22 protein-coding genes are annotated in these 25,360 nt (G+C 62.9%); 9 read left to right on the top strand and 13 right to left on the bottom strand.

Going from position 1 to position 25,360, the window contains the following annotated elements; all coding sequences use genetic code 11:
* Window positions 1–8 precede the first annotated feature (8 nt).
* The 4 genes from DENOEST_RS06640 to ppsA are packed head-to-tail and all read right to left on the bottom strand — an operon-like array spanning window position 9 to window position 4,270.
* A complete protein-coding gene (locus tag DENOEST_RS06640) occupies window positions 9–545 on the bottom strand; it encodes a DNA-deoxyinosine glycosylase (protein ID WP_145769674.1) in 537 nt (178 codons plus the stop codon).
* A gap of 20 nt (window positions 546–565) precedes the next feature.
* The gene (locus tag DENOEST_RS06635; RefSeq protein ID WP_145769673.1) at window positions 566–1,414 is read right to left on the bottom strand and encodes an SPFH domain-containing protein; all 849 of its coding nucleotides are present in this window, start codon (window positions 1,412–1,414) and stop codon (window positions 566–568) included.
* A gap of 28 nt (window positions 1,415–1,442) precedes the next feature.
* Window positions 1,443–1,889, bottom strand: coding sequence for an NfeD family protein (locus DENOEST_RS06630; protein WP_145769672.1), 447 nt, complete (start codon window positions 1,887–1,889; stop codon window positions 1,443–1,445).
* Window positions 1,890–1,900: 11 nt separating this feature from the next.
* Complete coding sequence (gene ppsA / locus DENOEST_RS06625) at window positions 1,901–4,270, bottom strand: phosphoenolpyruvate synthase (RefSeq protein WP_145769671.1); 2,370 nt, start codon at window positions 4,268–4,270, stop codon at window positions 1,901–1,903.
* 130 nt (window positions 4,271–4,400) lie between these two features.
* Here ppsA and DENOEST_RS06620 point away from each other — a divergent pair, with 130 nt between their 5' ends.
* From DENOEST_RS06620 to DENOEST_RS06605, 4 genes are all read left to right on the top strand, one after another.
* On the top strand, window positions 4,401–5,282 hold the full coding sequence (locus tag DENOEST_RS06620) for a FecR family protein (RefSeq protein WP_197970545.1): 882 nt from the start codon (window positions 4,401–4,403) through the stop codon (window positions 5,280–5,282).
* Window positions 5,283–5,387: 105 nt separating this feature from the next.
* On the top strand, window positions 5,388–6,716 hold the full coding sequence (locus DENOEST_RS06615) for an EAL and HDOD domain-containing protein (RefSeq protein ID WP_145769670.1): 1,329 nt from the start codon (window positions 5,388–5,390) through the stop codon (window positions 6,714–6,716).
* A gap of 234 nt (window positions 6,717–6,950) precedes the next feature.
* Window positions 6,951–7,115, top strand: a complete 165-nt coding sequence (locus DENOEST_RS06610) for a hypothetical protein (RefSeq protein ID WP_170228110.1) — start codon at window positions 6,951–6,953, stop codon at window positions 7,113–7,115.
* Window positions 7,108–7,557, top strand: a complete 450-nt coding sequence (locus DENOEST_RS06605) for a hypothetical protein (RefSeq protein WP_145769669.1) — start codon at window positions 7,108–7,110, stop codon at window positions 7,555–7,557. Before DENOEST_RS06610 ends, DENOEST_RS06605 begins: the two co-directional genes overlap by 8 nt.
* A 64-nt stretch (window positions 7,558–7,621) precedes the next feature.
* Here DENOEST_RS06605 and DENOEST_RS06600 read toward each other — a convergent pair whose 3' ends face one another.
* Window positions 7,622–7,969: a hypothetical protein gene (locus tag DENOEST_RS06600; protein WP_145769668.1), complete on the bottom strand. Its 348-nt coding sequence runs from the start codon at window positions 7,967–7,969 to the stop codon at window positions 7,622–7,624.
* A gap of 135 nt (window positions 7,970–8,104) precedes the next feature.
* Between DENOEST_RS06600 and ompR the strand changes: the two genes are divergently transcribed.
* The 4 genes from ompR (at window position 8,105) to DENOEST_RS06580 (ending at window position 11,445) form a co-directional block, all read left to right on the top strand.
* A complete protein-coding gene (gene ompR / locus DENOEST_RS06595) occupies window positions 8,105–8,815 on the top strand; it encodes an osmolarity response regulator transcription factor OmpR (RefSeq protein WP_145769667.1) in 711 nt (236 codons plus the stop codon).
* 204 nt (window positions 8,816–9,019) lie between these two features.
* Window positions 9,020–10,318 (top strand): ATP-binding protein, encoded by a 1,299-nt coding sequence (locus DENOEST_RS06590; RefSeq protein ID WP_145769666.1) that lies wholly within the window; start codon window positions 9,020–9,022, stop codon window positions 10,316–10,318.
* Window positions 10,315–10,719 carry a group II truncated hemoglobin gene (locus tag DENOEST_RS06585; protein WP_145769665.1) on the top strand — a complete coding sequence of 135 codons (405 nt, stop codon included), beginning with the start codon at window positions 10,315–10,317 and terminating at the stop codon, window positions 10,717–10,719. The genes DENOEST_RS06590 and DENOEST_RS06585 overlap by 4 nt, the downstream gene beginning before the upstream one ends.
* Before the next feature lie 3 nt (window positions 10,720–10,722).
* Complete coding sequence (locus DENOEST_RS06580) at window positions 10,723–11,445, top strand: SapC family protein (RefSeq protein WP_145769664.1); 723 nt, start codon at window positions 10,723–10,725, stop codon at window positions 11,443–11,445.
* A gap of 4 nt (window positions 11,446–11,449) precedes the next feature.
* On the opposite strand, the gene DENOEST_RS06575 is transcribed toward DENOEST_RS06580, so the two are convergent.
* Together DENOEST_RS06575 and thrC are read right to left on the bottom strand one after the other, a co-directional pair.
* Window positions 11,450–12,079 (bottom strand): SAM-dependent methyltransferase, encoded by a 630-nt coding sequence (locus DENOEST_RS06575; protein ID WP_145769663.1) that lies wholly within the window; start codon window positions 12,077–12,079, stop codon window positions 11,450–11,452.
* Between the two features lie 2 nt (window positions 12,080–12,081).
* The gene (gene thrC, locus DENOEST_RS06570; RefSeq protein WP_145769662.1) at window positions 12,082–13,509 is read right to left on the bottom strand and encodes a threonine synthase; all 1,428 of its coding nucleotides are present in this window, start codon (window positions 13,507–13,509) and stop codon (window positions 12,082–12,084) included.
* A 319-nt stretch (window positions 13,510–13,828) separates the two neighbouring features.
* Between thrC and DENOEST_RS06565 the strand changes: the two genes are divergently transcribed.
* Window positions 13,829–14,038, top strand: a complete 210-nt coding sequence (locus DENOEST_RS06565; RefSeq protein WP_145769661.1) for a hypothetical protein — start codon at window positions 13,829–13,831, stop codon at window positions 14,036–14,038.
* A 48-nt stretch (window positions 14,039–14,086) separates the two neighbouring features.
* Here DENOEST_RS06565 and DENOEST_RS06560 read toward each other — a convergent pair whose 3' ends face one another.
* The 6 genes from DENOEST_RS06560 to DENOEST_RS06535 form a co-directional block, all read right to left on the bottom strand.
* Window positions 14,087–15,595, bottom strand: a complete 1,509-nt coding sequence (locus tag DENOEST_RS06560) for a class I adenylate-forming enzyme family protein (protein ID WP_145769660.1) — start codon at window positions 15,593–15,595, stop codon at window positions 14,087–14,089.
* Between the two features lie 4 nt (window positions 15,596–15,599).
* Window positions 15,600–15,911, bottom strand: coding sequence for a hypothetical protein (locus DENOEST_RS06555; protein WP_183148217.1), 312 nt, complete (start codon window positions 15,909–15,911; stop codon window positions 15,600–15,602).
* A gap of 38 nt (window positions 15,912–15,949) precedes the next feature.
* A complete protein-coding gene (locus DENOEST_RS06550; protein ID WP_145769659.1) occupies window positions 15,950–16,747 on the bottom strand; it encodes a CoxG family protein in 798 nt (265 codons plus the stop codon).
* Between the two features lie 155 nt (window positions 16,748–16,902).
* Complete coding sequence (locus DENOEST_RS06545; RefSeq protein WP_145769658.1) at window positions 16,903–17,964, bottom strand: HD domain-containing phosphohydrolase; 1,062 nt, start codon at window positions 17,962–17,964, stop codon at window positions 16,903–16,905.
* A gap of 131 nt (window positions 17,965–18,095) precedes the next feature.
* Entirely contained in the window at window positions 18,096–21,191 is a 3,096-nt protein-coding gene (locus tag DENOEST_RS06540) for a PAS domain S-box protein (RefSeq protein WP_145769657.1), read from the bottom strand.
* A complete protein-coding gene (locus DENOEST_RS06535) occupies window positions 21,178–25,221 on the bottom strand; it encodes a PAS domain S-box protein (RefSeq protein WP_232096564.1) in 4,044 nt (1,347 codons plus the stop codon). The genes DENOEST_RS06540 and DENOEST_RS06535 overlap by 14 nt, the downstream gene beginning before the upstream one ends.
* Window positions 25,222–25,360 lie beyond the last annotated feature (139 nt).

Genomic DNA, 25,360 nt, shown 5'->3' with positions numbered 1-25,360 from the left:
GCGCGATTTTACCCCGTGTTGCGGGTGCCGCACCGAGCCAAGGAAATTTTCCGCGTCAGGGCCGGAACGAGAACTTCCTTCCAGCATTCCAGTTTCTGCTCGAAGGCCAGGGTATAGGCGGGACTGGTGGAGGGCAGCAACCGTACCTCGTAGCCCAGGGCCGCCAGCCGGGGCGCGAATTTCCCCGCCATACTGCCGTTGAAACAGACCCGTTCCAGATGAGGAGCCAGACTGCTCAATCGCTGAAAATCATTGGGCTCACCGTCCTGGATGGCGCTGTCCAGGCTGCCCTGACGCCGGCAACGGCCATAGACATCCCAGATGCCCAGGCCGGCCTGCCTCAGCGCCGCCTGGACTTCCCCGTAGGGCATGGACTGGAGGGGGCAAGCCAGCACCTGGGCCAGGATCGGCCAGAACTGGTTTCGGGAATGGGCGTAGTAACGCCCAGCCTCCAGGGAGGCCACAGAAGGAAAGCTGCCCAGGATCAGCACCCGGGTGCCTGCATCGATGATAGGCGGCAGTCCCTGCAACAGAGGAGACGCCATTGCAGGCGACGCTCTCCGCGTCAACCCTGCTTGCGGCCCAACAGACCCCTCAAGCTTTCCTGAAGGTCGGCAGGAATCACCACCGTCTTGGCATTGTCCGACTTGGCCAGATTGCCTATGGCGCCGATGTATTTCTCTCCCAGCAGATAGCGCATCGGTGCATCTTCCTGGCCGATGGCGGCGGCAACACGTTTGATGGCCTCGGCGCTGGCCTCGGCCAGGGTCACCTGGGCCTCGGCCTGGAGTCGGGCCGATTGCAACTGGGCCTCGGCATTGAGGATGGTGGCCTGCTTGTTGCCCTCGGCCTTGGTCACCATGGCCTTGCGCTCCCGCTCGGCGGAAGCCTGGGCCTCCATGGCCTTCTGCATGGACTCGGATGGCTTGATGTCCTGGATCTCCACCGACTTCACCGTCAGGCCCCAGTCGATGGCCTCGTCGGCGATGCTCTCCCGCAACCGGGCCTTGATCTTGTCCCGGTTGGTCAGTGCCTCGTCCAGGTTCATCTCGCCGATGATGGAGCGCAGGGTGGTCATGATCATGTTGCGGATGGCCTCGGCGAAGTCCGTCACGCCATAGACTGCCTTGATCGGGTCCGTCACCTTGATGAAGGCGATGGCATTGGTCAGGATCACCGCGTTGTCCTTGGTGATCACCTCCTGCTCCTGCACGTCGAGGATGATGTCCTTGGTCACCAGCTTGTAGGCGATGCGGTCCAGATAGGGAATGATGATGGACAGGCCCGGCAGCAGGGTGCCGTGGTACTTGCCCAGGCGCTCCACGATCCACTCTTCCCCCTGGGGCACGATGCGCACCCCCTTGATCAGGGTGACGACGGCGAATACCAGCAGTGCAACGACAAACAGTTCCATGTCCCGTCCTCCTCAGTTGATGTAAACCTCAGACCCTGCCGACCTTCAGCAGACTGCCTTCCACTGCCACCACCTTGACCCGCTCGCCGGTGGCGATCGCCTCATCGGCGATGCAGGGCCAGACATCCGCCCCCAGCACCGGCTTTTGCAGCCGGACCTCGCCCCGCTCGAAAGGGCTCACGCCATGGAAGAGCAGCCCCACTTCCCCCACCACGTCCGAAGCCGAACCGCCAACTCGAGTCTTGAGCTGGCCGGGCTTGAAGAAGCGGAACCAGATGATCGTCAATGCCACCGACACCACCAGCCAGAGGGCCAGTTGGGTGGTCCAGCCGATGCTGACAACGGCCAGCAACAGGGCCACCAGCAGGGCGCCTGCGCCGAACCAGATCAGCACGAAGGCCGGCACGGCCAGTTCGGAGAGGATCAGGACGATCCCCGCCACTGCCCAGTGCCACCATTCCGGGTTCAGTTCCATCTTTTGATCTCCTATTTCCCGTGGGCCGCCAGCTTGAGCCAGGTATCCACCACCGTGTCGGGATTCAGGGAAATGCTCTGTATGCCCTGGTCCATCAGCCATTCCGCCAGGTCAGGATGGTCCGAGGGCCCCTGGCCGCAGATGCCCACGTACTTGCCCAGACGGTTGCAGGCGGAGATGGCCATGGACAGCAGCAGCTTAACCGCCGGGTCCCGCTCGTCGAAGGCATGGGCCACCAGGCCCGAATCTCGGTCCAGGCCCAGGGTGAGCTGGGTCAGGTCGTTGGAGCCGATGGAGAATCCGTCGAAGTGCTCCAGGAACTGCTCCGCCAGCAGGGCATTGGAGGGAATCTCGCACATCATGATCAGGCGCAATCCATTCTCGCCGCGCTTCAGGCCATGGGAAGCCAAGAGAGCTTCCACTCCCTGGGCCTCTTCCAGGTTGCGCACGAAGGGCACCATCAGTTCCACGTTGGTGAGCCCCAGTTCGTTCCGCACCTTCTTCATGGCCCGGCATTCCAGCTCGAAGCAGTCCCGGAAGCTGTGGGCAATGTAGCGAGAGGCGCCGCGGAAGCCGAGCATGGGGTTCTCCTCCTCCGGCTCGTAGATCTCGCCCCCCAGCAGCTTGCGGTATTCGTTGGACTTGAAGTCCGAGAGCCGCACGATCACGGGCTTGGGATAGAAGGCGGCGGCGATGGTGGCCACGCCCTCCACCAGCTTTTCGACAAAGAAGGTCTCCGGACTGGCATAGCCCCGGGAACGGCGCTTGATCTCGTCCCGCAGGCTGGCCGGCACCTGGTCGATCTCCAGGATGGCCTTGGGATGGATGCCGATCATGTTGTTGATGACGAACTCCAGCCGGGCCAGACCCACGCCAGCATTGGGGGTCTGGGCAAAGTCGAAGGCCAGCTCCGGGTTGCCCACATTCATCATCACCTTCACCGGCAGGGGCGGCAGTTGCCCCATGTCCTGCTGGGTCACCTCGTAGTCCAACCGGCCCCGGTAGACGTAGCCCGTGTCCCCCTCGGCGCAACTCACCGTCACCGTCTCCCCTTCCTCCAGGGCGCTGGTGGCGTTGCCACAGCCGACGATGGCGGGGATGCCCAGTTCCCGGGCAATGATCGCGGCGTGGCAGGTGCGCCCGCCCCGGTTGGTGACAATGGCGGCGGCCCGCTTCATCACCGGCTCCCAGTTGGGGTCGGTCATGTCGGCCACCAGCACGTCGCCGGGCTGGACCCGATTCATCTCCGCCGGGTCCTTCACCACCCGCACCGCCCCCACGCCGATCTTCTGGCCGATGGCGCGGCCGGAGGTGAGCACCTTGCCATGCTGCTTGATGCGGAACTTCTCCACTACCCCGCCGGACTGGGACTGCACCGTCTCGGGCCGGGCCTGGAGGATGTAGAGCTTGCCGTCGCGGCCGTCCTTGCCCCACTCGATGTCCATGGGCCGGCCGTAGTGCTGCTCGATGATCACCGCGTAGCGGGCCAGTTCCAGCACATCCGCATCGGTCAGGGCGTAGCGATTGCGATCGGCCTCCGGCACCTCCACGGTGAGGGTGGACTTGCCGGCTTGCTTGGTCTCGGAAAAGACCATCTTGATCATTTTCGAGCCCAGGTTGCGGCGGATCACCGCCGGCTTGCCCAGGGCCAGGGTGGGCTTATGCACATAGAACTCGTCCGGGTTCACGGCCCCCTGCACCACGGTCTCGCCCAGGCCGTAACTGGCGGTGACGAAGACCACGTCGGGAAAGCCCGATTCCGTGTCGAGGGTGAACATCACCCCGGCCGCCCCGGTATCCGAGCGCACCATGCGCTGCACCCCGGCGGACAGGGCCACCTCGGCATGGGCGAAGCCCTTGTGCACCCGGTAGGCGATGGCCCGGTCGTTGTAGAGGGAAGCGAATACCTCCTTCATGGCGTGGAGAATGTTTTCGTAGCCGTGGATATTGAGGAAGGTCTCCTGCTGGCCGGCAAACGACGCATCAGGCAGGTCTTCCGCCGTGGCCGAGGAGCGCACGGCGAAGGAGGCATCGTGGCCGCTGACGGCGATCAGGGCTTCATACAGCGTCTTGATGTCTTCCTCCAGCTTGGCCGGAAAGGGCTGCTCGATCACCCACTGGCGGATCTGGGCGCCGGTCTTCAGCAGGGCATCCACATCATCCACATTCAAGGCATCCAGGGCGCCGTTGATGCGCCCGGCCAGACCCTGATGGGCCAGAAACTCCCGATAAGCCTCGGCCGTGGTGGCAAAGCCCCCGGGCACCCGCACGCCTGAGGCAGCCAACTGACTGATCATCTCCCCCAGGGAGGCATTCTTGCCGCCGACCTCGCCCACGTCGGTCATGCGCAGTTGTTCAAAGGGAATGGCGTAGCGGCTCATGATGCTCACTTCCTGATCGAATCCAAAGGGAAAGAACATTGTAGCGGAAGCCAGTCCTCACTCCGGGGGCTGGACGGCGTCTTCAAAGTCCCTAAACTGCTGACTGGCCATTTGATAAACCGCCTTCGCCATGACCGCCCCGTTCAAACTCACCGCCTTCCTGCCGCCGATGATCGCCGCACTCCTCTGCGTCCTGCTCCAGGCAGGCCCGGCCAGTGGCCAGGTACCATTACAGGCTGCAGCACAAAAGGCAAGCATCGGCCGCATCGATCTGGTCGAAGGAGAGGCACATATCGTCAACCGGCGCCAGCAGATACACAGCCGCATTCCCCAGGTAGGCGATACCCTGAACGAAGGCGACACCTTGTCCACCGGCAAGAATGGCGAGATACATCTCAGCCTGGACGATGGCAGCGTCTACGCCCTCCGCGCCGATACCCGCATGAACCTGGTCCAGCACAAGGCCAGCGGCGGTGACAAGGACGGCAGCGTGGTCAGCCTGCTGCAAGGCGCCATGCGTACCATCACCGGCTGGCTGGGCCGCCGCAGCCCGCAGCGGGTGCGCCTGCAGACCCCCACTGCCACCATCGGCATCCGCGGCACCGACCACGAGGTCGTGGTCATTCTGCCGGGGGACGGCAGCGCCCCCACCGGTACCTACAACAAGGTCAATGCCGGCGCCACCGTGTTGAGGAACGACAAGGGCGAAACCGAAATTGCCCCGGGTCAGGTGGCCTATGCCCAACCCAAGGCCGCCCCCCGGGTGCTGCCCGATCCCCCGGCCATCTTCCATCCCACCCGCAACGAAAAACGCCTGGAAGGCCTGGATGCCGCCCTGTCCAGAAGCAGCAGCCAGGCGGCTCCACGCTCGGAGACAGGCAGCGCCGGCAGCGGCAATGTCCGCCTCCAGGGCAACACCCGCATCGAGGCCGAAACCCGCAACACCAGCGCCAGCGCCAGCGGCCGTGGCAATACCGCGAAGAATCAGGCCGGAGTAATAGGCGGCGAATAGGCGCTGACGGCCCCATAACGACCGTGCGATTCCCTGAAACAGTTCTAATATTGACCAGGTAAAGCACAGCCGAAATCACGCTTTCAATCCAGGCCGGAGGGTGCCATGACTCTCAAGAGCTTTTTCCGCCACACCCTGCTGGGAGAGCCCGAGCCTGTCATCGCCGACAATCCTTTCGGCAAGACCGCGCCCCCTCCCGTCAAGCCCCCTGCCCCGCCGCCAACGCCGGCCTTGTTACAACGGGAGGAAATTCTCGACGAGCGCAACCGCATCTGCGGCTACCGATTCCTCGCCCATTCTTATGGCAATGCCGCGCCGGTAAGCACAACAGCCTTCCTTACCGCCCTGGGTCATGAATCCGTGGCCTCCTTCGCCCAGCGACGCATGGCCATGATTCCCGTCACCGTGGAGGCCTGGAACCGCCATGACTTCACCCCCGTCATCGGCCCACACACCACCCTGCTGCTGCCCCCACCCCCCGCTCCCCTGACGGAAGACTGGTGTGAAAGCCTGAAAGCCATGAAGGCAGAGGGCGCAAAGATCGCCCTGCGTGGACTGACGGACAGCGAGGATCTTGCGCCAGCGGCCCTGTTGGCGGACCTAGTCCTGCTGAACTTCGGCGAATACCCCCTAGCCCGCCTGGAAAAACTGGCCCAGGCCCTCAGCCAGCGTCACCCCCACCTGGCCCTGGTCGCCGACGGACTCGGCGCCTGGGCGGAGCGGCGCCTTTGTGGTGCCCTCGGCTTTCACTATTTCCTGGGTGGCTTCGCTTCCTCGCCGGACGAAGAAGCGCCGGAAGGGGAACTCAACGAAAGCCGGCTGGTACTGATCGAGATGCTCAACCTGCTGCGCCGGGACGCCGATCTGAACGACCTGGGCATTGTAGCCAAGCGGGACCCCGGCGTTTCCGTCCATGTCATCGCCATGGCCAACTCTCCCATGGCAGGGCTCGCCACCCCCGTGGCCAGCGTGGAGCAGGCCATCGTGGTGCTGGGGCGGGAATATCTTTACCGCTGGCTGGCGATCGCCATGTTCCGGGTCGGCAACCACCACAACGACCTGGACGAAACCCTACTGGAGCTGGCCCTGGCCAGGGCCCGCTTCCTTGAGCTGTTGGGCGTGGCGGGACGGGGAGGCAGACAGACAGGGTCCGAGCTTTTCCTGGTGGGCTTGCTCTCTCTGCTGGACAGCCTGCTGAAGATCCCCATAGAGAAGATTGTTTCCCGCATGCACCTGCCGGAATCGGTGACCCAGGTACTGCTGCGCAGCGAGGGTATCTATGGACGTTACCTGCGCCTGTCCATCGCCATGGAACGGGGCCGGAGCGACCAGGCCGCCCGCCTGGCAAACGAGTTGAGCATCACGCCCGAGCTACTGACAAACAGCAATCAGGCCGCCCTGGTCTGGGCCGAGGAAGCCATGCGGATGCAGTAGATCGGGATTCCCGGCCCCGGAACGATCTTTTCCATCTTTGGGAAATCACGACCTGCGGGCTACCAGCCCTGATGACGGTATTTCTTGCCGGCTCATCACGGTGAAATCCACCTTCGCCGCACCCCACCAAGCACACTCCGGCTTCCGCGCCAATGCGGTTGACATAACAGAGAAATCGCGCAAGGAAATTGCTTTGCCGCTTCTGCATTAACAACCCAGGGGATAAGTAGAAAAATGTTCAAGGCCCGGAAAAGAAAACCGTCGGTGCAAATTGGCAAATTTACCAAAGATCAAGAAAGGCATTACCACGGTTTCAGCCGCAGACCCAGCGACCTGCTGAACATCACTTCACCACCGACAGGCCAGCACATCAATAACGAGGAGACGATCAATGGCTGAACTGACCCGCGCGCAGGCCGACCTCATGGATGCGTTTCTTCTCGATGCCCTCAGGAAGGCGGAAGCTCTCCTCTCTCAACTCCAGAGCCACCCCGACCTCGCGGTCCACATCGTCCAACAGGATAACTTCGGAGACGTCCTCACTCGGACCCGTGCCGCTCAAGCGACCTTCGCCTCGGCACCCAGGCTCGGAGCCACTTCACCAGACACCATTGGTGCCAAGGCTTGCCACATCAACATCAAGTCAGCCGCTCCCGAATTGCTGGCGGTGGACGCGGTTCTGGCGAATTTGCCCTTGCTCACTGTTGCGGTGAACCTCCTGGGAACCGCATTGGAGGTCACCACACGTCCCGATGCCACCGATGCGTCGGTCGGTGCGGCTCTAATGGAGGCCCTGGCCATCACGCGTTCCGATCTTGCCAAGCTGGAGTCGCACCCATGACAAGATGACCACGACGGCCAGGCATGGATATCTGCCTGGCTGATATTGGCCGGTTCGGTTCCGGCTACTGAGCTTCCAGGCGCTGCGCTTCCCGCTGCCGGCGATGTTCCCGGATACGTTCCCTTAGCAGTTGTTTTTCCTCGGGAGACATACTTTCCCGTCGCTCACGCATTTTCTCGCGCCGCTGTTGCTGTTGCTCCGCGGACATCTGTTCCCGATATTCCCGGATCTGGCTGCGCATCTGCTCCCGCTGTTCCGGCGAGAGGCTGGCACACAGGGTTGCGCCAGGCAGTGCTGGTTCCGCCGCGCCGACAACCTGAGCCGAACCCATATCCGCCACCGCCCCCGCCGAAGCTGCGCCCAGCGCCCAGGCGCAGGCCAGCAGGGAATAACGTAAGGAACGGGACGACATGGCGACTCCAGAACTGGGCGGGGACAGGCATTATTGTCCCGCACTCACCACCTTGCCGGATTGCGGACAATCGCGGCTTTGTTACCCGATGTTACGTCGAGGTTGTTCCCGACGTTTTTCGGTATTCTTGCCGCCATGAACCCACGCCCCGACAAGATATTGATCGTCGATGACGATCTGCGCCTACGCCAGCTACTGGAACGCTATCTGCGCGACCAGGGCTTCACCGTCCGCGCTGTGGAGAACGGCGCTGCCATGGACCATGCCCTGGTCCGGGAACACTACGATCTGCTGGTGCTGGACCTGATGCTGCCGGGAGAGGACGGCCTGTCGATTTGCCGGCGGCTACGCGGCGCCTCCGACCCGATCTCCATCATCATGCTGACGGCCAAGGGTGAGGAGGTGGACCGCATCGTCGGCCTGGAAGTGGGAGCCGACGACTATCTGCCCAAGCCCTTCAACCCCCGGGAACTGGTGGCCCGCATCCATGCGGTACTGCGCCGCCGGGTAGCCCCCGTCCCGGGCGCGCCGGCGGAAGAACCGGCCCAGGCAAGCTTCGGCGAATGCATGCTGGATCTGGGCCAGCGCACCCTAAATCGCAACGGGGAGATTCAGACCCTGACCACCGGAGAGTTTGCCCTGCTGAAGGTGCTGGTCACCCATCCGCGCCAGCCCCTCTCCCGGGACCGGCTCTCGGAACTGGCACGGGGCCGGGAGTACGAGGCCTTTGACCGAGCCATCGATGTGCAGATCTCCCGCCTGCGCAAACTGGTAGAAAAAGAGCCGGCCAGCCCCCGCCATATCCAGACCGTGCGCGGCTTCGGTTACGTCTTCGTCCCCGACTGAAATGAAACAACCCCCACGCTCACTTCGTTCGCTGCCCCCCAAGGGGGCGCAGGCCTCCCTTGTCCCACAGGGATTTCCTTCGGTCAGGCCGGCCCGGCGGAAGGCCTGATGAAACAACCCCCACGCTCACTTCGTTCGCTGCCCCCCGAGGGGGCGCAGGCCTCCCTTGTCCCACAGGGATTTCCTTCGGTCAGGGCAGCCTGAATGTTCCGCACCCTGCTGGCGAGGCTGTTCTTCCTGCTGGCTCTGGCCATGATGCTCTCCGCCCTGGCCTGGGCGGGGATTTTTGCCTACTCGGAGCGTGGGCCCCGGACTCGGCATTTCGCTCAATTATTGACCAGCGTGGCCAACCTGACACGGGCCGCTCTGGTAGCTTCCCACCCAGCCCAGCGCCACGAACTGCTGAACGAGCTTTCCCGCCAGGAAGGTATACGCCTCTACGTAGCAGAAGAGGGAGAGCCGATGTCATCCCGCCCCCTGGATCCCTTCCTGGCCCAGGTCCAGGAGCAGTTGCAGGAAAACCTGGGGCCCCGCACCCGGTTGCTGATGGAGCACCAGGGCGAACGGGCCATCTTCCTGCGCATCCCGATCGAGGGGGACGACTATTGGATCGCCCTGCCCCGGGAACGCTTCGCCCGTTCCCATGCCTCTCAGTGGATCGGCTGGGGCTTGCTGGCGGCGTCCATCGCCCTCCTGGCCGCTGGCGCCTTCGTGTCGCGCTTGACCCGCCCCTTGCGGGACATTGCTGGAGCTGCCCGTGAAATCGGCGCCGGCCACCACCCTCCCCCTCTGGCGGAATCCGGTCCGGAGGAATTGACTGCTGTGGCCCGGGCCTTCAACCAGATGAACGCCGATCTGGCCAGACTCAGCCAGGATCGGACCCTGGTGCTGGCAGGTATCTCCCACGATCTGCGGACCCCCCTCACCCGCCTGCGCTTGGGTCTGGAACTGGCGATGCAGGACGGGGAGTTGCGGGACGGCATGGGAGCCGACATCGAGGAAATGGACCGGACCATCGGCCAGTTCCTGGATTTCGCCCGCACCGATGGCGATGAGACCGCAGTGGCAACCGATCTGCCAGGCCTGCTGGCGGAACTGGCGGCCCAATACGCCCGGCGTGGCATCGCCATCGAGACCCACCTGTCCGATCTGCCCCCCCTGCCCCTGAGGCCCCAGGGACTGCGCCGGGCCATCGTCAACCTGATCGACAACGCCCTGCGCCATGGCGGCGCGAATCATCCAGTGGAACTGGTGCTGCTGACGCCCCAGCCTGATGAATTCGTCATCGAAGTGCGAGACCGGGGACCGGGCATTCCCCCCACCGAGGCCGAGCGCCTCAAGCGGCCATTCGCCCGACTGGAAACGGCCCGCAGCAACACCGGCGGCGCCGGTCTGGGCCTGGCCATCGTGGAGCGGATCGTCCTCCAGCATGGCGGCAGCCTGGAACTGTTGCCCCGGGAAGAAGGCGGCCTGACCGCCCGTGTTAGGATGCCGCGGCCATGAATACCGCCAAGACCCAGACCCCCTACGAAGCCTTGGGCGGCGCGACCGGCCTGCGCCAACTGGTCCACCGCTTCTACCAACTGATGGACACCCTGCCCGAAGCCTGGGAGATCCGCCGCCTGCACCCGGACAGCCTGGCCGGCTCCGAGGACAAACTCTTCATGTACCTGTCCGGCTATCTGGGCGGCCCCAACCTTTTCATCGAAAAATTCGGTCATCCTCAACTGCGCGCCCGCCATCTGCCCTTCTCCATCGGCGTTACCGAACGGGACCAGTGGCTGATGTGCATGAATCAGGCCCTGGCTGAACAGGCCGCCGACCCGACGCTGCGGGAAGCGCTGTTCAAGGCTCTGGCAGGCCTGGCCGACCACATGCGCAACCGCCCAGAAAGCGAGGACTGAAGCGTGGCCGAACTACTTTTCTATCGACGGCCAGTGGCCCTGGACAAGGACCTGCACCGGGAACTGCGGGTGGGCGAAATTCGCGAATACCGCTTCAGCGCCAGGACCAACTCGGTGCCCCTGGCGGTGGTGGAGTTCTTCGAGGCCGCCCGGGAATATCCCATCGTATTCGCCGGCCAGGCGGGGGCGGCACCTATCCCCACGGCCCTGATGAGCCTGCGCAGCAACGAGAATCTCTTCGTCGGTCCCGGCGGCCGATGGGAGGGCCGCTACATCCCGGCCTTCATCCGTCGCTACCCCTTCGTGCTGGCCGGCACGCCGGACGAGCAACTGATGGTCTGCGTGGACGAGGGTCACCCCTCGGTGGGCGCCCCAAAAGGGCAGCGCCTGTTCGACGATGCCGGGGAACCTTCTCCCTTCCTCGCCAACGCCATCGCCTTCATGGGGGAGTTCCAGGCGGAGACCCGACGCACCCGTGAATTCGTGCGCCGCATCGTCGAACTAGACCTATTGACCGAGGTGGCCGCCCGGGCCGAGCTCAAGGGCGGCGGCGCCTACCAACTGGGCGGTTTCTCGGTGATCAACGAAACCAAATACCGTGCACTGGACAAGGACACGGTGGATGAACTGTTCCGGAAAGGCTGGCTGGCCCTGATCGATGCCCATCTGCTGTCCCTGGGCAACCTGGGACGACTGATCGACCTCATGGCGGTCACCAGGAAATAGGACATCAACGAAGAAGCTTGCGCGCCACCAGATCGATCAGGGCAGACATGCCCCGGTGGGCGCAGCCCTCCTCGATCACCGTCTCGTGGCTGCGCAGTTCCAGAATCTCGAAATCCTTGAAGGACTCCCGCAGCAGGGCCTCGGTGTAAAGGTTCTCCACCACCGAGGGGCCGCCAGTGCCGTATTCCAACTGCTTGGGCGTATAGCCCTGCATCAGCAGCAGGCCTCCAGGCTTGAGGGCCTGCTTCAGGCGGGAAAATAGAATCGCCCGCTCGGCGGGCCCCACGAACTGGATGAAAATCGCCACCACCACATCGTAGGCGGCCATGGGCCAGTCCCACTGCATCAGGTCGGCCTGGATGAAACTCACCTCGGCCCGACGGCTTTCCGCCAGACGGCGGGCCTTGTGCAGGGCCACGGGAGAAATCTCCACCGCAGTCACTGTCAGACCCTCCTCCGCCAGCCAGACGCTATTGCGACCCTCACCGTCGGCCACCGAGAGAGCGCTAAGTCTCGGCGTCAATCGGACGGCCTGGTCTTGCAGGAAGGCATTGGGCACGGTACCGAACAGATAGTCCTCCCCGACCCCGGCATAGCGGGCGCTCCAGACCTGCTCCTGGTCGATGGCGCCCATGGTCAGCAGTGGTGCACGACAAAGTCCTTCACGGCGGCCACGTCGGCGTCCATCACCTGCACCCGCTGGGGCAGCTTCTCCAGCCCTTCCAGATCAGCAGGACAGAGGGGTTCGCGGCCCAGGGCTTCGCGGATGGTCTCGGCGAATTTCACCGCCTGGGCGGTTTCCAGAACCACCATGGGCACACCAGCTTCCCGATGCTCCAGGGCCACCTTGACGCCGTCGGCGGTGTGGGTGTCGATCATCACGCCGTATTTTTCCCAGACGACGCGTATCGTCGCTAGCCGGTCGGTATGGGTACTGCGGCCGGAAGCGAAATGAAAATCCGGCAGACGGGCCCAGTGGGAGGTGCCAGTCAGGTCGAAGGCGCCGCCCCCATCCACCTGCTGCCACAACTCGCGCACCACAGCCGGATCGCGGCCCACCAGGTCGAAAACGAAGCGCTCGAAGTTGGAGGCCTTGGAGATGTCCATGGAAGGACTGGAAGTGACATGGGTCTCGGCGGTCTTGCGGGGCCGGTACACGCCGCTTCTGAAGAACTCGTCCAGCACGTCGTTCTCGTTGGTGGCCAGTACCAGACAGGCGATGGGCAGTCCCATCTGACGGGCGATATGCCCGGCGCAGATGTTGCCGAAATTGCCCGAGGGCACGCTGAAGGCTACCTGCTCGTCGTTGCTCTTCGTGGCTTCGAAATAGCCCTTGAAGTAATACACGATCTGGGCCGCCACCCGGGCCCAGTTGATGGAATTGACGGCGCCGATCTTGTATTGGGCCTTGAAGGCCGCATCATTGGACACGGCCTTGACGATGTCTTGGGCATCATCGAACATGCCGCGCACGGCGATGTTGAAGATATTGTCGTCCTGGAGGGAATACATCTGGGCCCGCTGGAAGGCGCTCATCTTGCCTTCCGGCGAGAGCATGAAGACCCGCACCCCGTGCTTGCCGCGCATGGCGTACTCTGCGGCAGAGCCGGTGTCCCCCGAGGTGGCGCCGAGGATGTTGATGGTCTCGCCGCGCTTGTCCAGCACATACTCGAATAGATTGCCCAACAACTGCATGGCCATGTCCTTGAAGGCCAGGGTTGGGCCGTTGGACAACTCCAGCAGATGCAGGCCGGGCTCCAGGGTGGTGAGAGGCGTGATGTCCGCCGCCGCCCGGCCAGGCCGTGCATGGCAGTAGGTGGCAGCCGTGTAGGTTTTATCCACGAGGGCCTTGAGGTCCGCCGCCGGAATGTCGGTGATGAACCTGGAGAGGACTTCGAAGGCCAGCCCGGCATAGGACAGGCCGCGCCAGCGGGCCAGTTCCTCCGTTGTGATCCGGGGATAGGTCTCGGGCAGATAGAGGCCGCCATCGGGGGCCAAGCCGCCCAGGAGGATGTCGCAAAAGGATTCGGCCGGCGCCTGGCCGCGGGTACTGATATATCGCATGGTGGGAGCTTCCTGGAGAGGCCGAGGATTATACCGGCGACGCACCAAAGCAATGGCCACCGGCTTGAGCCGATGGCTATTCAGAGACTGACCGCAAGGGTTGGAAGATACCCGCGCCCACCCATGTACCCAGAGTAGGTATATATGTTTTATTCAAGAATATTACTGACTGATAATTCATCAGCAGGCAGGACTGACGGCTACCGATGGGGCTACCGGGCGAGGGAGAAAATGCTTTACTCGATCTGTTTGCAATACGGGGGCTTGCCAAGGTCCCTTCTATTCGGGATACAACCAAGATAAGGAAAGAGTACAAACCATGGCTTTTAATCTAGATTCCAAGGTCGGTGACCTGCTTGACAACGAAGCTGCCCGTACGGCGCTGGACAAGCATATGCCCGACTTTTCCAGCAATCCCCAATTGGCAATGGCGCGGGGATTCTCTCTGAAAATGGTGGCCGGTTTCTCTGCCGGCAAGATCACACCGGAAATGCTCACCGCAGTGGAGGCCGAACTGGCGAAGCTGTAGGCCACCTGACCTATTTCAGCGGGGGACGTCCCCCGCTGAAATAGGCACTTAGGATGTTTTTTGGAACTCCAGCTTGATTACCCGGCGCAGCACCTTGCCCATCTCGTTGTAGGGCAGGCTGTCCTTGAAAATCAGGGCCGCCGGCACCCGGGAGGAGCGCAGCCGGTCCTTGACCCAGTTTTGCAGGTCGGACACGCTGGCCTGGGCATTCTCCTTCAGCACCACGGCGGCGCCGACAGCCTCGCCCCACTGCTCGTCGGGCACGGCCACCACGGCCACATCGGACACCGCCGGATGGGTCAGCAGCACGTCCTCGATCTCCCCCGGGGAGATATTCTCGCCGCCGCGCACGATCACGTCATCGGCCCGGCCGTCCAGATAGAGATAGCCGTAGGAATCCAGGTAGCCCCGGTCCCGGGTGGGAAACCAGCCGTTGGCATCCAGCATGCTGCCCAGGCCCAGGTATTCCCCGGCCACCTGGCCACCGCGCACGTAGATGTCGCCGGCTTCTTCAGCCCCCAGGGGCTTGCCGTCCTCGTCGCGAATTTCGATTTCGATGGTGCCCAGGGGCTTGCCCACGGAGGAGAGGCGCTTCCTGATTGCCGGATCCTGGCTGGCAAAACCGACCCGGTGATCCTCAGGGTCCAGCAGGCAGATGGTGGAGCTGGTTTCGGTCAGGCCGTAGGCGTTGGTGAAGTCCACGCCCGGCATCTGGGCCATGGCCTTTTCGATGACCGACAGGGGCATCTTGCCGCCGCCGTAGGCGACAGCCCGCAGGCTGGGCACATTGGCCGACTCGCCGCTGGCTTCCAGGTGGTCGATGACCCGGGAGAGCATGGTGGGCACCACGAAGGCATTGCTGACCTTCTCGTCCCGGCACAGTTGCAGCCAGGTGGCGGCATCGAAGTTGGGCAGTTGCACCATGCGCCGGCAGGCGTAGGTGGAACTCAGCACCGCCGAAATGCCGGCGATGTGATAGGGCGGCACGGAGATCAGGGCCGCGTCCTCTTCCGCAGCGCCGCCAAATTCGACGGTGCCCAGGATGTAGGACATCAGGTTCTCGTGGCGCAACACGGCCGCCTTGGGCTGGCCGGTGGTGCCGCTGGTGAACAACTGGATGGCGATGTCCCGGGGTTCGCCCGGCGCCGCATCCACCGGGGTCAGGGCGGTGTTCCGCGCTTTGATCAAGAACTCGTCGCGCTTGATCACCTGGATGCCCGCAGGCACCACCAGTGGATTGATGTAGGTGTCGTCGGTCACCAGATAGGCCGGGGCGATCCGCTCCAGCAGGGCCTCCAGCTCGGGCTTGGTGAGCCGGTAGTTGATGGGCACATAGGGCACACCGGCATAAGCCGCACCAAACAGGGCGACGGGAACGCCAAGGCCGTTGATGTCCAGCAGGCCGACATACTTGCAACCACTGGCGCGGATGTCCGCAGCCACGGTACGGGCAGCCGTCAGCAGCTCGCCGTAGGTCATGCTCTTGCCATCGGAGGTCACGGCGATACGGTCGGCGAAACACTCCGCCGCCATCTCCAGGGCCATTACCAGATTCATGGATTCAGTCCGAAGAAGGAAGAGCTTTGGCCTGCTTGACCACCAGGGCCTCGCCATTCAGGGCCAGAGAACCCTTGCCGCCCTTGGTGCACAGGAGTTCGATGGTTTCGGCGCCATCGGTGTAGCGCTTGCCCACCAGGGTGCCCCCCGCCAAAGCCGCGTCCAGTTGCCCATCGGCAGGCTTGGCGTCGGCCATGGCCAGCATCTCGGCACCACCACAACGCAGGTCCACTTCGCCGGCACCGGCCTTCACCACCATCACTTCCGCATCACACACAGCGCTCTTCAGGCGCGTTCCCGCTTTCAAGGTTTTCATGGTTCGCTCCTCAACAAGTTCAAAACAAAAAATTCAACTCAGGCCCGGCCGAACAGGCGCTTGAAGAAGCGCTTGATGCCGGTCCACATCACCGAGAACACCACCGAGCCCACATCCAGGGTATCTTCCTTATTCGGCAAGGGGCGGGCCGGCGCAGCAGGTGCCATGGCAGCAAGGACAGCGGCAACTGCTGCTGCTGCTGCGGCGGCGGCAGCAGCCGCATCGGCGGCGGCATTGGCGGCTGCGACGGCAGCGGCGGCAAGCGCCGCAGGCGAAGCAGGCGCAGAAGGAACGCCGGCCACAGCGGACGCATTAGCAATTGCAGGCGCAGCAGATGCGGCGGGTGCCGCAACAGCCGCAGGCGTGGCAGCCTGACCGGCCGGCACTTCCAGCAAGGCCCGCACATTGGTCACGTATCTCTTGATGATCTGGGCGGAAACGCCTTCGATCATGCCACGCCCCACCTGAATGATCTTGCCCGTCAGGTCCACCGAAGACTTGAAGCTCACCTCGGTGCCGCTACCATCGGGCAGCGGCTTCAGGAAGGTGAGGATGGTACCGGACACGGTACCGCCGCCCTTTTCATTCCCCTCGGCCAGCAGCTTGATGGTGGAGTTGGCCTTATCCAGCTCCTGATAGGTGATGGTGCCCTGGTACTGCGCAGTCACCGCACCGATCTTGATCTTCACGGCACCAACGAAGCTCTTTTCATCGATGATCCTGGTCAGGGAGGCACCGGGCATGCAGGACACGACGTTATCCGGCGTCAGCATGAACGCCCACACTCGTTCGACGGGTGCGGCTACCTGAAAACTTTCCTGAATTTCGATGGCCATAGCTTGCCCTAGCTCTGATTGTTCAGGGGCGACAATCTATCGGCTCCGGGGCAAAAAATGAAGCCCCCGTGCGATGCAAAGGCCCTTCGGCGGGGATGCTGTCCTGAAATGAGCCACGATAGGCCTGATCCGATTCACGGGGAAACCGGGAGACCCTATCCGGGCTCGGCGTAGCGGCGCCGGATTTCCAACACCTCGGGAAGCACAGCAAGGAAGCAATCCACCAGCCGAGGCTCGAAATGCAGCCCCGACTGAGCACGGATATAGGCCAGGGCATCCTCCACCGACCAGGCAGCCTTGTAGGGCCGGGCCGTAGTCAGGGCATCGAAGACATCGGCCACCGCCACGATGCGGGCCACCAGTGGAATGCTCTCTCCCTTGAGGCCACGGGGGTAGCCGCTGCCATTCCATTTTTCATGGTGGGCGAGGGCAATCTGGTGAGCCAGTTGCATAAGGTCGGACTCGTGGCCCATGAGGATCTCGGCACCGATGGCGGGATGGGTCTTCATGACCCGCCATTCCTCGGCGTCCAGCTTGCCAGGCTTGAGCAGAATGCCGTCGGGAATGCCGATCTTGCCCAGATCGTGCATGGGGCTGGCGTTCAGGATCAGCTCGCATTCCGCCTCGCTCATGCCCGATGCGCGGGCGATCAGCATGGAGTAGTTGCTCATGCGAATGGTGTGCAGGCCGGTTTCGTTGTCCCGATATTCCGCTGCCCGGCCCAGGCGGCGGATCACCTCCAGACGGGTCTGGTCCAGCTCGTGGGTGCGGTCCCGCACCCGCGCCTCCAGTTGCTGGTTCTGCCCCCGCAGGACCTTGTGCATCAGGCGGGTCTGAAGCATGTTGCGGATGCGGAGTTGTACTTCCACCAGATCGAAGGGCTTGCCCAGGAACTCCATGGCACCGGCCGCCAGGGCACGCAGCTTGGTGTCCTGGTCGGAATTGGCGGTCAGCACAATGATGGGCAGAAACTCGTCGCCCGCCAGTTCCTGCAACAAGGCCATGACCTGAAAACCATCCAGGTAGGGCATGGACAAATCCAGCAGAACCATATCCACAGGCCCCTGGCGATAAATGTCCGCTACCTGTCGAGGATCCGTGGTGGAGACGAGGTTGGCGAAGCCCTGGCCGCGCAGGATGCGCTCCAGCAGGGTGACATTGGCCTGCTGGTCATCCACGATTAGCAGACGGGCCGTCTTCATCTCGTCATCGAACATCCCATACCCTTTCCCCGCATGCTTTTCCTGCCTGTCGCATCCATCTTCAGTTCAACTCCCGCAAATTCCTTCGTCCTGTCGAAGGATGAACAGATTTCTTCAGCGCAGCCGCCAGGGGAACGAACCATGGTTCAAATCTTCTGGCGCGCCTGCAACAGACGGGTCACGGTCTGCAACAGCTTGCGGATATCGATCGGCTTGGTCAGATAGGTCTTGATACCTCCGGCCCGGGCCGCCTCGATATCGTGGGGCATGGCATTGGCGCTCAGACCGACAATGGGAATATCGCAGGTCAACTCGTCGGCGCCCAGCGCCCGCGCCACGTCCAGGCCGCTCATATCCGGCAGGTTGATGTCAAGCAAAACCAGATCCGGGCGGTATTGCCGGGCAAGCGCCAAGCCCTCCCCTCCCCTGGCCGCGGAGATTAGTCGAATCCCTGAAAGCTTGTCCAGCACCCGCTCCATCAGCACCCGATTGGCAGTGTTGTCTTCCACATAGAGCACCAGGGGTTGCCGCAGATCGGCCACTGGTTCCGTTACGTCCGCGGGTACGCCGCCGCCGTAGACGGACGGCAGGGCCGCCACGGGCAACTCCACCCAGAAGATACTGCCAGTGCCCGATGTGCTGATCATACCGATGCGGCCGTTCATGGCTTCCATGAGGCGCTTGCAGATAACCAGGCCGATGCCTGTCCCCTCGATACCGCTGGCCTCGGCCCCCAATCGGTTGAAGGGCTGGAACAGCGCCATTTGCTGCACCGCGCTGAGACCCGGTCCGGTGTCCTCCACCATCAGGCGCACATAGGACATCTCCCGCAGCGCCGATAGGGTCACCATACCGCCACGGTGGTTGTACTTGATGGCGTTGCTCAGCAGATTGGTCAGCACCTGGATAAAACGGGTCCGGTCAGCCTGGACGCTGAAACCCTTGCCCCCGTCCAGCCGGTTTTCCAGGCGAATACCCAGGGTCTCCGCCTGGGGAGCCAGCATGCGCAGCACCTCATCCACCACCTCGACGACATCGATGGGTTGCAGACTCACCTCGTATTTCCCGGCTTCGATCCGGGACAGGTCCAGCACATCGTTGATCAGCTTCAGCAGGTGCCAGCCGGCAATCGTAATCTGGCCGACACTTTCCTTCTGGCCCGGACTCAGGGGCTCCAGGGGATCCTGATCCAGTAGTTGGGCAAAACCCAGAATGGCATTCAAGGGGGTGCGCAACTCATGACTCATGCCCGAAAGAAACGCGGACTTGGCGAGACTGGCCCGCTCGGCGGCTTCCTTGGCCACAATCAGATCAGCCTCGGCACGCTTCTGTTCGGTCAGGTCGCGACCTACCGAGGAATAGCGCACCACCTTTCCCTCCGCGTCCCGATGGGAAAGAATCACCTGATGCATCGGGATATCGAATCCCTGGACATGGTGCAGAGCGGTCTCGCCACTCCAGATACCGTCCTGATCCGCCGTGGGGAGCCCGGTTTCGACAATGAGTTTGAGTGCCCAGTCCGGGTAAATGGGGCCGAGCATCCGTCCCCGATGGTCATCGCCCAGACCCAGGGCCTCCCGTCCGGCACGATTGATGAAATCGATACGGCCATCAGGATAAGTCATACTGATAATGTCGGGCGAATTCTCCAGGATGGCCAGGAGCCGCTCCCGCAGGGCCTCAGAATGGCGACGGGAAGTGATATCTTCGCAGATCACAACAGTTCCGCTGGCGGGCTCATCCTTATCGATGAGCGCCACCTGGGTGCGAACCCAGCTCAAGGAATCATCGTCTCGCGGTATCTCGATCTCGTATTCCACGCGGTGGTCCGGTGAGGCCTCAAAATCGGCCCGGATCATTGCCATCGTTACCGACGGACGTGGATGGTAGAACGCCTCGTAGTTGCCCCCTTCGACCTCGGCCTGGGATTTCCCGAGGATCGCCGCAAAGGCGGAGTTGCAACGTTGCACTTTGCGGTCCCGAAAAAAGGCGACGCCCACCGGGGAGGCTTCCAGAATGGCCGAAATCGTATCCAGACTCTGTTGGAGGCGCAGCTCCAACTCCTTGCGCTCGGTCACGTCCTGCAAGGTGCCGATGACCCGGACGAAATTCCCGTTCTCATCAAACATGGAGCGAGCCTGCAAGACCTGCCAGCGCTGCCCCTCGCCATCAGGTTCCCGGACACGGAATTCAATACTGGCTGACTTGCCTGCATCCAGCGTCGACACCCATTGGCTCCAGGCCGCCTGATCCTCGGGCACCACGCGCATGCGATGAGCCAACGCGATCGCCCGCATTTCCTGTCTGGTGGTTCCGGTCAAGTCGTAGTAATTCTCCGACGCCCAGAAATTTTCCGTAACGACATCATATTCCCAGCTCGCCACACCGCCCGCCTCCTGGGCCTGTTCCAGGCGAAGCTGGGCACGGGTCAGTTCCATCGTGCGTTCCCGAACCCGGCTCTCCAGTTCCCTTTCATGGACATGCTGTGCCGTCACATCGTGATGCATCGCGATGAGTCGCTCCAAACGGCCGGCACCATCGCGTACCGGCGAGATCACGATCTGATCATAAAAAAAGCTGCCGTCCTTGCGCGGCACTTGCAGGGTGGTCACGCCGTCCCGCCCCTCAGTGAGCGCCCGGGACAATTCGCGCTCCATGATGGCACGGTGCTCCGGGTTACTCAGCGGGGGGCAGGGGCGCCCTAGCAACTCCGCCTCTTCATAACCGAACATCTGGCAGAAGGCCGGGTTGACCCAGAGCAGGGATCGCTCCGGCGCAGTGGCGTCGAGAATGGCGATGCCGACCCCCACCGCATCCAGCACCTTGCGGAACATACGTTCCCGCGTCTCGGCACCATGACGGTAGAGGGCTGTCTCGATGGTGGTGACCAGTCCACGGGGCTCGAAGGGTTTGAGCAAATAGCCGTAGGGCAGGGTCTCCCGGGCACGGGAGACCGTTGCTTCGTCGGAATGGGCGGTCAGGAACACCACGGGGATGTCCAGGTGGCGACGGATTTCCTGGGCGGTGGCAATACCGTCCATGGGTCCCTGGATGATGATGTCCATCAGCACCAGATCGGGCTGCTCGGCCCGGGCCAGACCGATGGCCTCCTCGGCATTGTCGGCGATGCCGCATACCCCGTAGCCGGATTGCGTCAGGCGCCGCTCAATGTCCCGGGCGACGATGCCCTCGTCCTCGACGATCAATATCCGGGTCGCGCCGGTCTTTTCAACGGGGCGCATAGCGCAGTTCCTTGAACTTCAGCGTATAGACGGTGCCCGGCGGGCCGAAGATGGTCATGGCCGCCTTGATCTGCCGGCTCAGAGTATGTATCAGCATGGCCCCCAGGGAATCGGATTTCTTCCAGTCGAATCCGGCGGGAATGCCCGGACCATCATCGGCCACGGTAAGCAGGACTTCCCCGCCCACCTCCTTCAGACTCACCCGCAATTGACCTTCCTTGCGGCCATGAAAGGCATGCTTGAATGCGTTGGTCACCATTTCGTTGATCAGCAGGCCACAGGGAACGGCAGTATCAATGTTGAGCCGGATACTGTCCAAATCGAGTTCCAATTTAACTTGGCAGCCATCGACCTGATAGGAACGGTAGAGCACCCGCACCAGGCTTTGCAGATACTCCCCAAAATCCACGCCCCCAAGGTCGTCGTTGCGATAGAGCCGCTCATGGATCAGGGCCATGGAGCGCACCCGATGCTGACTGTCCAGCAATGCGTTGCGGGCTGCGCCCAGGGCCAGACGCTCGGCCTGCATGTCCAGCAGGCTGACAATGATCTGGAGATTGTTCTTCACCCGATGGTGGATTTCCTTGAGCAAGGTCTCCTTTTCCCGCAGGGACGCCTGAATCTTTTGCTGGGCCTCCGTCCGCTCCGAGATATCGCGCATCACCGCCGCCACCCAGCGCCCCTGCTCCGTCTCCACCGGCACCAGGCTGACCTCCAATGGGAAAGTGCTGCCATCCCGTCGCTGGCCGCGAAGTTCCGCCTTGCGATCGAATGCCATCATGCGCGGCATGGACCGCTTCATGTAGTCCTGCCGGTAACCCATATGCCGCTGCCGCAACTCGGCGGGCAGCAGCTCCTCCACGCCACGCCCCGCCATTTCCACCGGTCCATAGCCGAACAGCCTGGGCGCTGCCTCATTGACCTGGCGGATGCGTCCCTCACCGTCGGCAAGAACGATGGCCTCGGGAGAAAACTGAAACAGGTCGTGAAAGCGCTGCTCGGCGCCGATGCGCTGCATCTCGGAGCGGACCCGGACGGCAAAGAGCTGCAACATCGAAATCAGCTCTCCCCGCGGCAGGGCAAACGGCGCCCGGCTCATGGCCCCCAGCACTCCCATGGTGGCGCCACTGGAATCGGTCAGTGGCAGGGCCACGAAGCTGTTCACTTCTCGTGCCCGCAACCACAACTGGTCGGGAAACAATTCCTGCACCCGTTCGTGGCAGATCAGTTCTCCCGAACTTGTGACGGCATCGAACAGTGCGCCGCCATGAAAATGGCTGTTGGGGGCACCCCAGTCCTCCCCGATTTTCCAGGCCAGCACCCGAATGCTGCCCCATTCCGGCAGCGCCCGGCCGATGAACACCTGTTCAGCCCCCAGCAACTGGCTCAGGCTGGTGCAAACGGCATCGAACAACTGCTGCCCGGTCAGGGTGGCGATGCGCCGGGTCAGATGATCGGTCACCGCGTCTCGGCGCTGACGCTCACGGATATCCTCCGCCACCAGCCAGGCCATGGGCACACCCTTGCGCTCCACCAGCCGAAGGGACTGCCGAACCGGCACCTGGACACCGGAACGGGTCCGATAATTGGTTTCATGCCCCCTCAAGGAGCCGCTCTGCCGCAGGATTTCGAATTCGCCCGGGCCAGTGGCCCGCTTATCCGACAGCACCAGATCATGGTAAATCCGCCCCACCAGATCCTCCATGGGGAATTCCAGTATCCGCGCGAAGGCTGGATTGCAATCCAGCAGACAGCCGTCGCTGATGCGGAACAGGGCCAACCCCACGGGCGCAATTTCAAACAGCGCCCGCTGGAACTGCTCTTCTTCCTGAAGCTGGCTATAGGAGGCCGCCAGTTCCCGGGTACGCTTGTCGACCCGCGCTTCCAGTTCCGCGTTGAGCATCTGGAGTGCCGTCTCGGCCTGCTGGCGGCGATTCTCCGAACGTACCGCCACCACGATGGTGGCATAGGTCGCCAGGAGCGGCTGCAATTCCTCCACCAGGAGCTGGTCGTAATCCTCGGCACGATTGGCCAGCCCCACCATGCCCACCAGTTCCTCTCCCCGATGAATGGGCAGCCCCAGGGAGCGCTTCACGACAGGATGACCGAACGGAAGACCACCCCGCCACGGGTCACCGACCGGATTGTTGGCAATCACCACAATCCCGGTCTGGATCACCTGCCCCAGCAGGTTGTCCAAGTTGCGGAATTCCATGCCGCCCGACACCCGGAATCGCCGCCGGGAGTCCTCGTCCCAGGCAATGTCCGAGATCGCATTGGTGCGCAAATAGGGGGCGCCATCCCCATCCCGCACCAGTTCCGCGACGAATCCCAGGGGGCTGCCGCTGAAACGCAGGATGGCCTCAAGGATCGAGGCGAAAATTGTGTCGCGGGCCTCGCCGGCGATGAAACGAGACTGGATGTCGCGAATCTCCGCCGCAATGTCGCGCATCCGCAGCAACTGGGTTTCCGCGCTCTTCCTGGCCGAGATGTCGGTATCGGTGCCCACCATGCGGGCAGGCCTGTCCTCGGCATCACGGCTGACCAGCTTGCCCCGGGAAAGCATCCAGATATAGCTACCATCCTTGCAGCGCAGACGGTGGGCATTCTCGAAAATCCGGGTTTCACCACGCAGGTGGCGTGTCAGGTCAAGGGCATAGTGCTCTCGGTCGTCCGGATGCATATCCACGTCGACGCCGCCACGATCTCCCGCAGCGTCTCCGTCGCCATAGCCCAGCATGGCCCTCCATTGGGCCGATCGATGGACCTCGCCGGTCAAGAGATTCCAGTCCCAGACCCCCTGGCCGGTGCCCTCCAGGGCGTAGATCAGTCGCTCCTCGACCCGCTGCAACTGATGCCGCAGGGCAACATGGGCGGAGATGTCCGTGCAGGAACCCACATAGCCCTCGAAGCCGCCTTCCGGATTCAACCGGGGCTGCCCATGGGCGGAAAACCAGCGGTATTCCCCGTCATGGCGGCGCAGGCGGAATTCGGCATCGAACTCACCCTGCCTCTTGACCGCTTCGTCATACAACTGCAACAGGGCCTCCCGGTCCTCGGGATGTACGCCGCCGAACCAGCCCATGCCCTGTTCCTGCTCCAGAAAACGGCCAGTAAAGCTCAGCCAGGTGCGGTTGAAGTAGGTGCCGCCACCCCTCGAATCAGCCATCCAGATCAATACCGGCGCCGAATCCGCCAGACGGCGGAAGCGCTGCTCGCTTTCCGCCAGGCGCTGCTGCTGGAGCTTTTGTTCGGTGATTTCGGTGCGGATGGAGATGTACTGCCGGGGCTGCCCCTGCTCGTCCAGGAAAGGCATGATCGTGGCATTGACCCAGATCAAGCTGCCCTGCTTGCTGCGGTTGCAGATTTCGCCCTGCCAAGTGCGGCCGGAAGCGATGGTTTTCCACATTTCCTGATAAAAGCTGTCCAGGTGCATGCCGGACTTCAGGATGCCATGAGTGTTGCCAATCAATTCCCCACGGGAATAGCCGCTGACCTGGCAAAAACGCTCGTTGGCGTAGGTGATCACCCCCCGTGCATCCGTCATGCTGACCACCGCGTGGGCATCCAGGACCTGGCGCTGCCGGTCCAGATCCCTCAGGGAATGGCTCAGGGCCTGGTGGGTCTCCCCCATTCTGCGGAATTCCCGCGCCCGCGCCAGGACGATGGACAGCAGATAGTCCGTATCCACCGGCTTGGTCAGGAACAGATCGCCCCCGCACCCCAGGGACGACATTCGTCTCTGGGCCTCGCTCCCCGCTTGGGGCGTCAGGAGCAGAACCGGCAAATCCTGTTGGGAAACAGCCCCACGGGTCTGGCGAATCAGATTCGCATCGTCCTCCGACGCATCACGGACTTCCAGCAGCAACAGCTCGGGAGCGAAAGAGTTCAGGGCGCCCAGCGCCTCTGCCGCACTGTCCTCGACCCGAACATCCAGTCCCCGCTGGCGCAACAGAGCTCCGTGCCGCTGCAAGGATGGGGAGTCCCCGCCGACGATCAGCACCCGCAGCGCAGCCTGCTGCATGTCCACCGGGTTCAATTCGATATCCCATGAGTGACGACCCCGACAGGCCATGGGATGAGAGCAAGTTCATGGGCCGGATGACTCCGGACAAAATGGATACACAAAGCCAAGCTCCCCGCGAGTCATGCCGGCCACGCAGCCCCTG

Origin of the sequence: Denitratisoma oestradiolicum, assembly GCF_902813185.1 — a bacterium.
In the GTDB taxonomy this organism is placed as follows: Bacteria; Pseudomonadota; Gammaproteobacteria; order Burkholderiales; family Rhodocyclaceae; genus Denitratisoma; species Denitratisoma oestradiolicum.
This window is presented reverse-complemented; position numbering and strand designations above follow the sequence as displayed.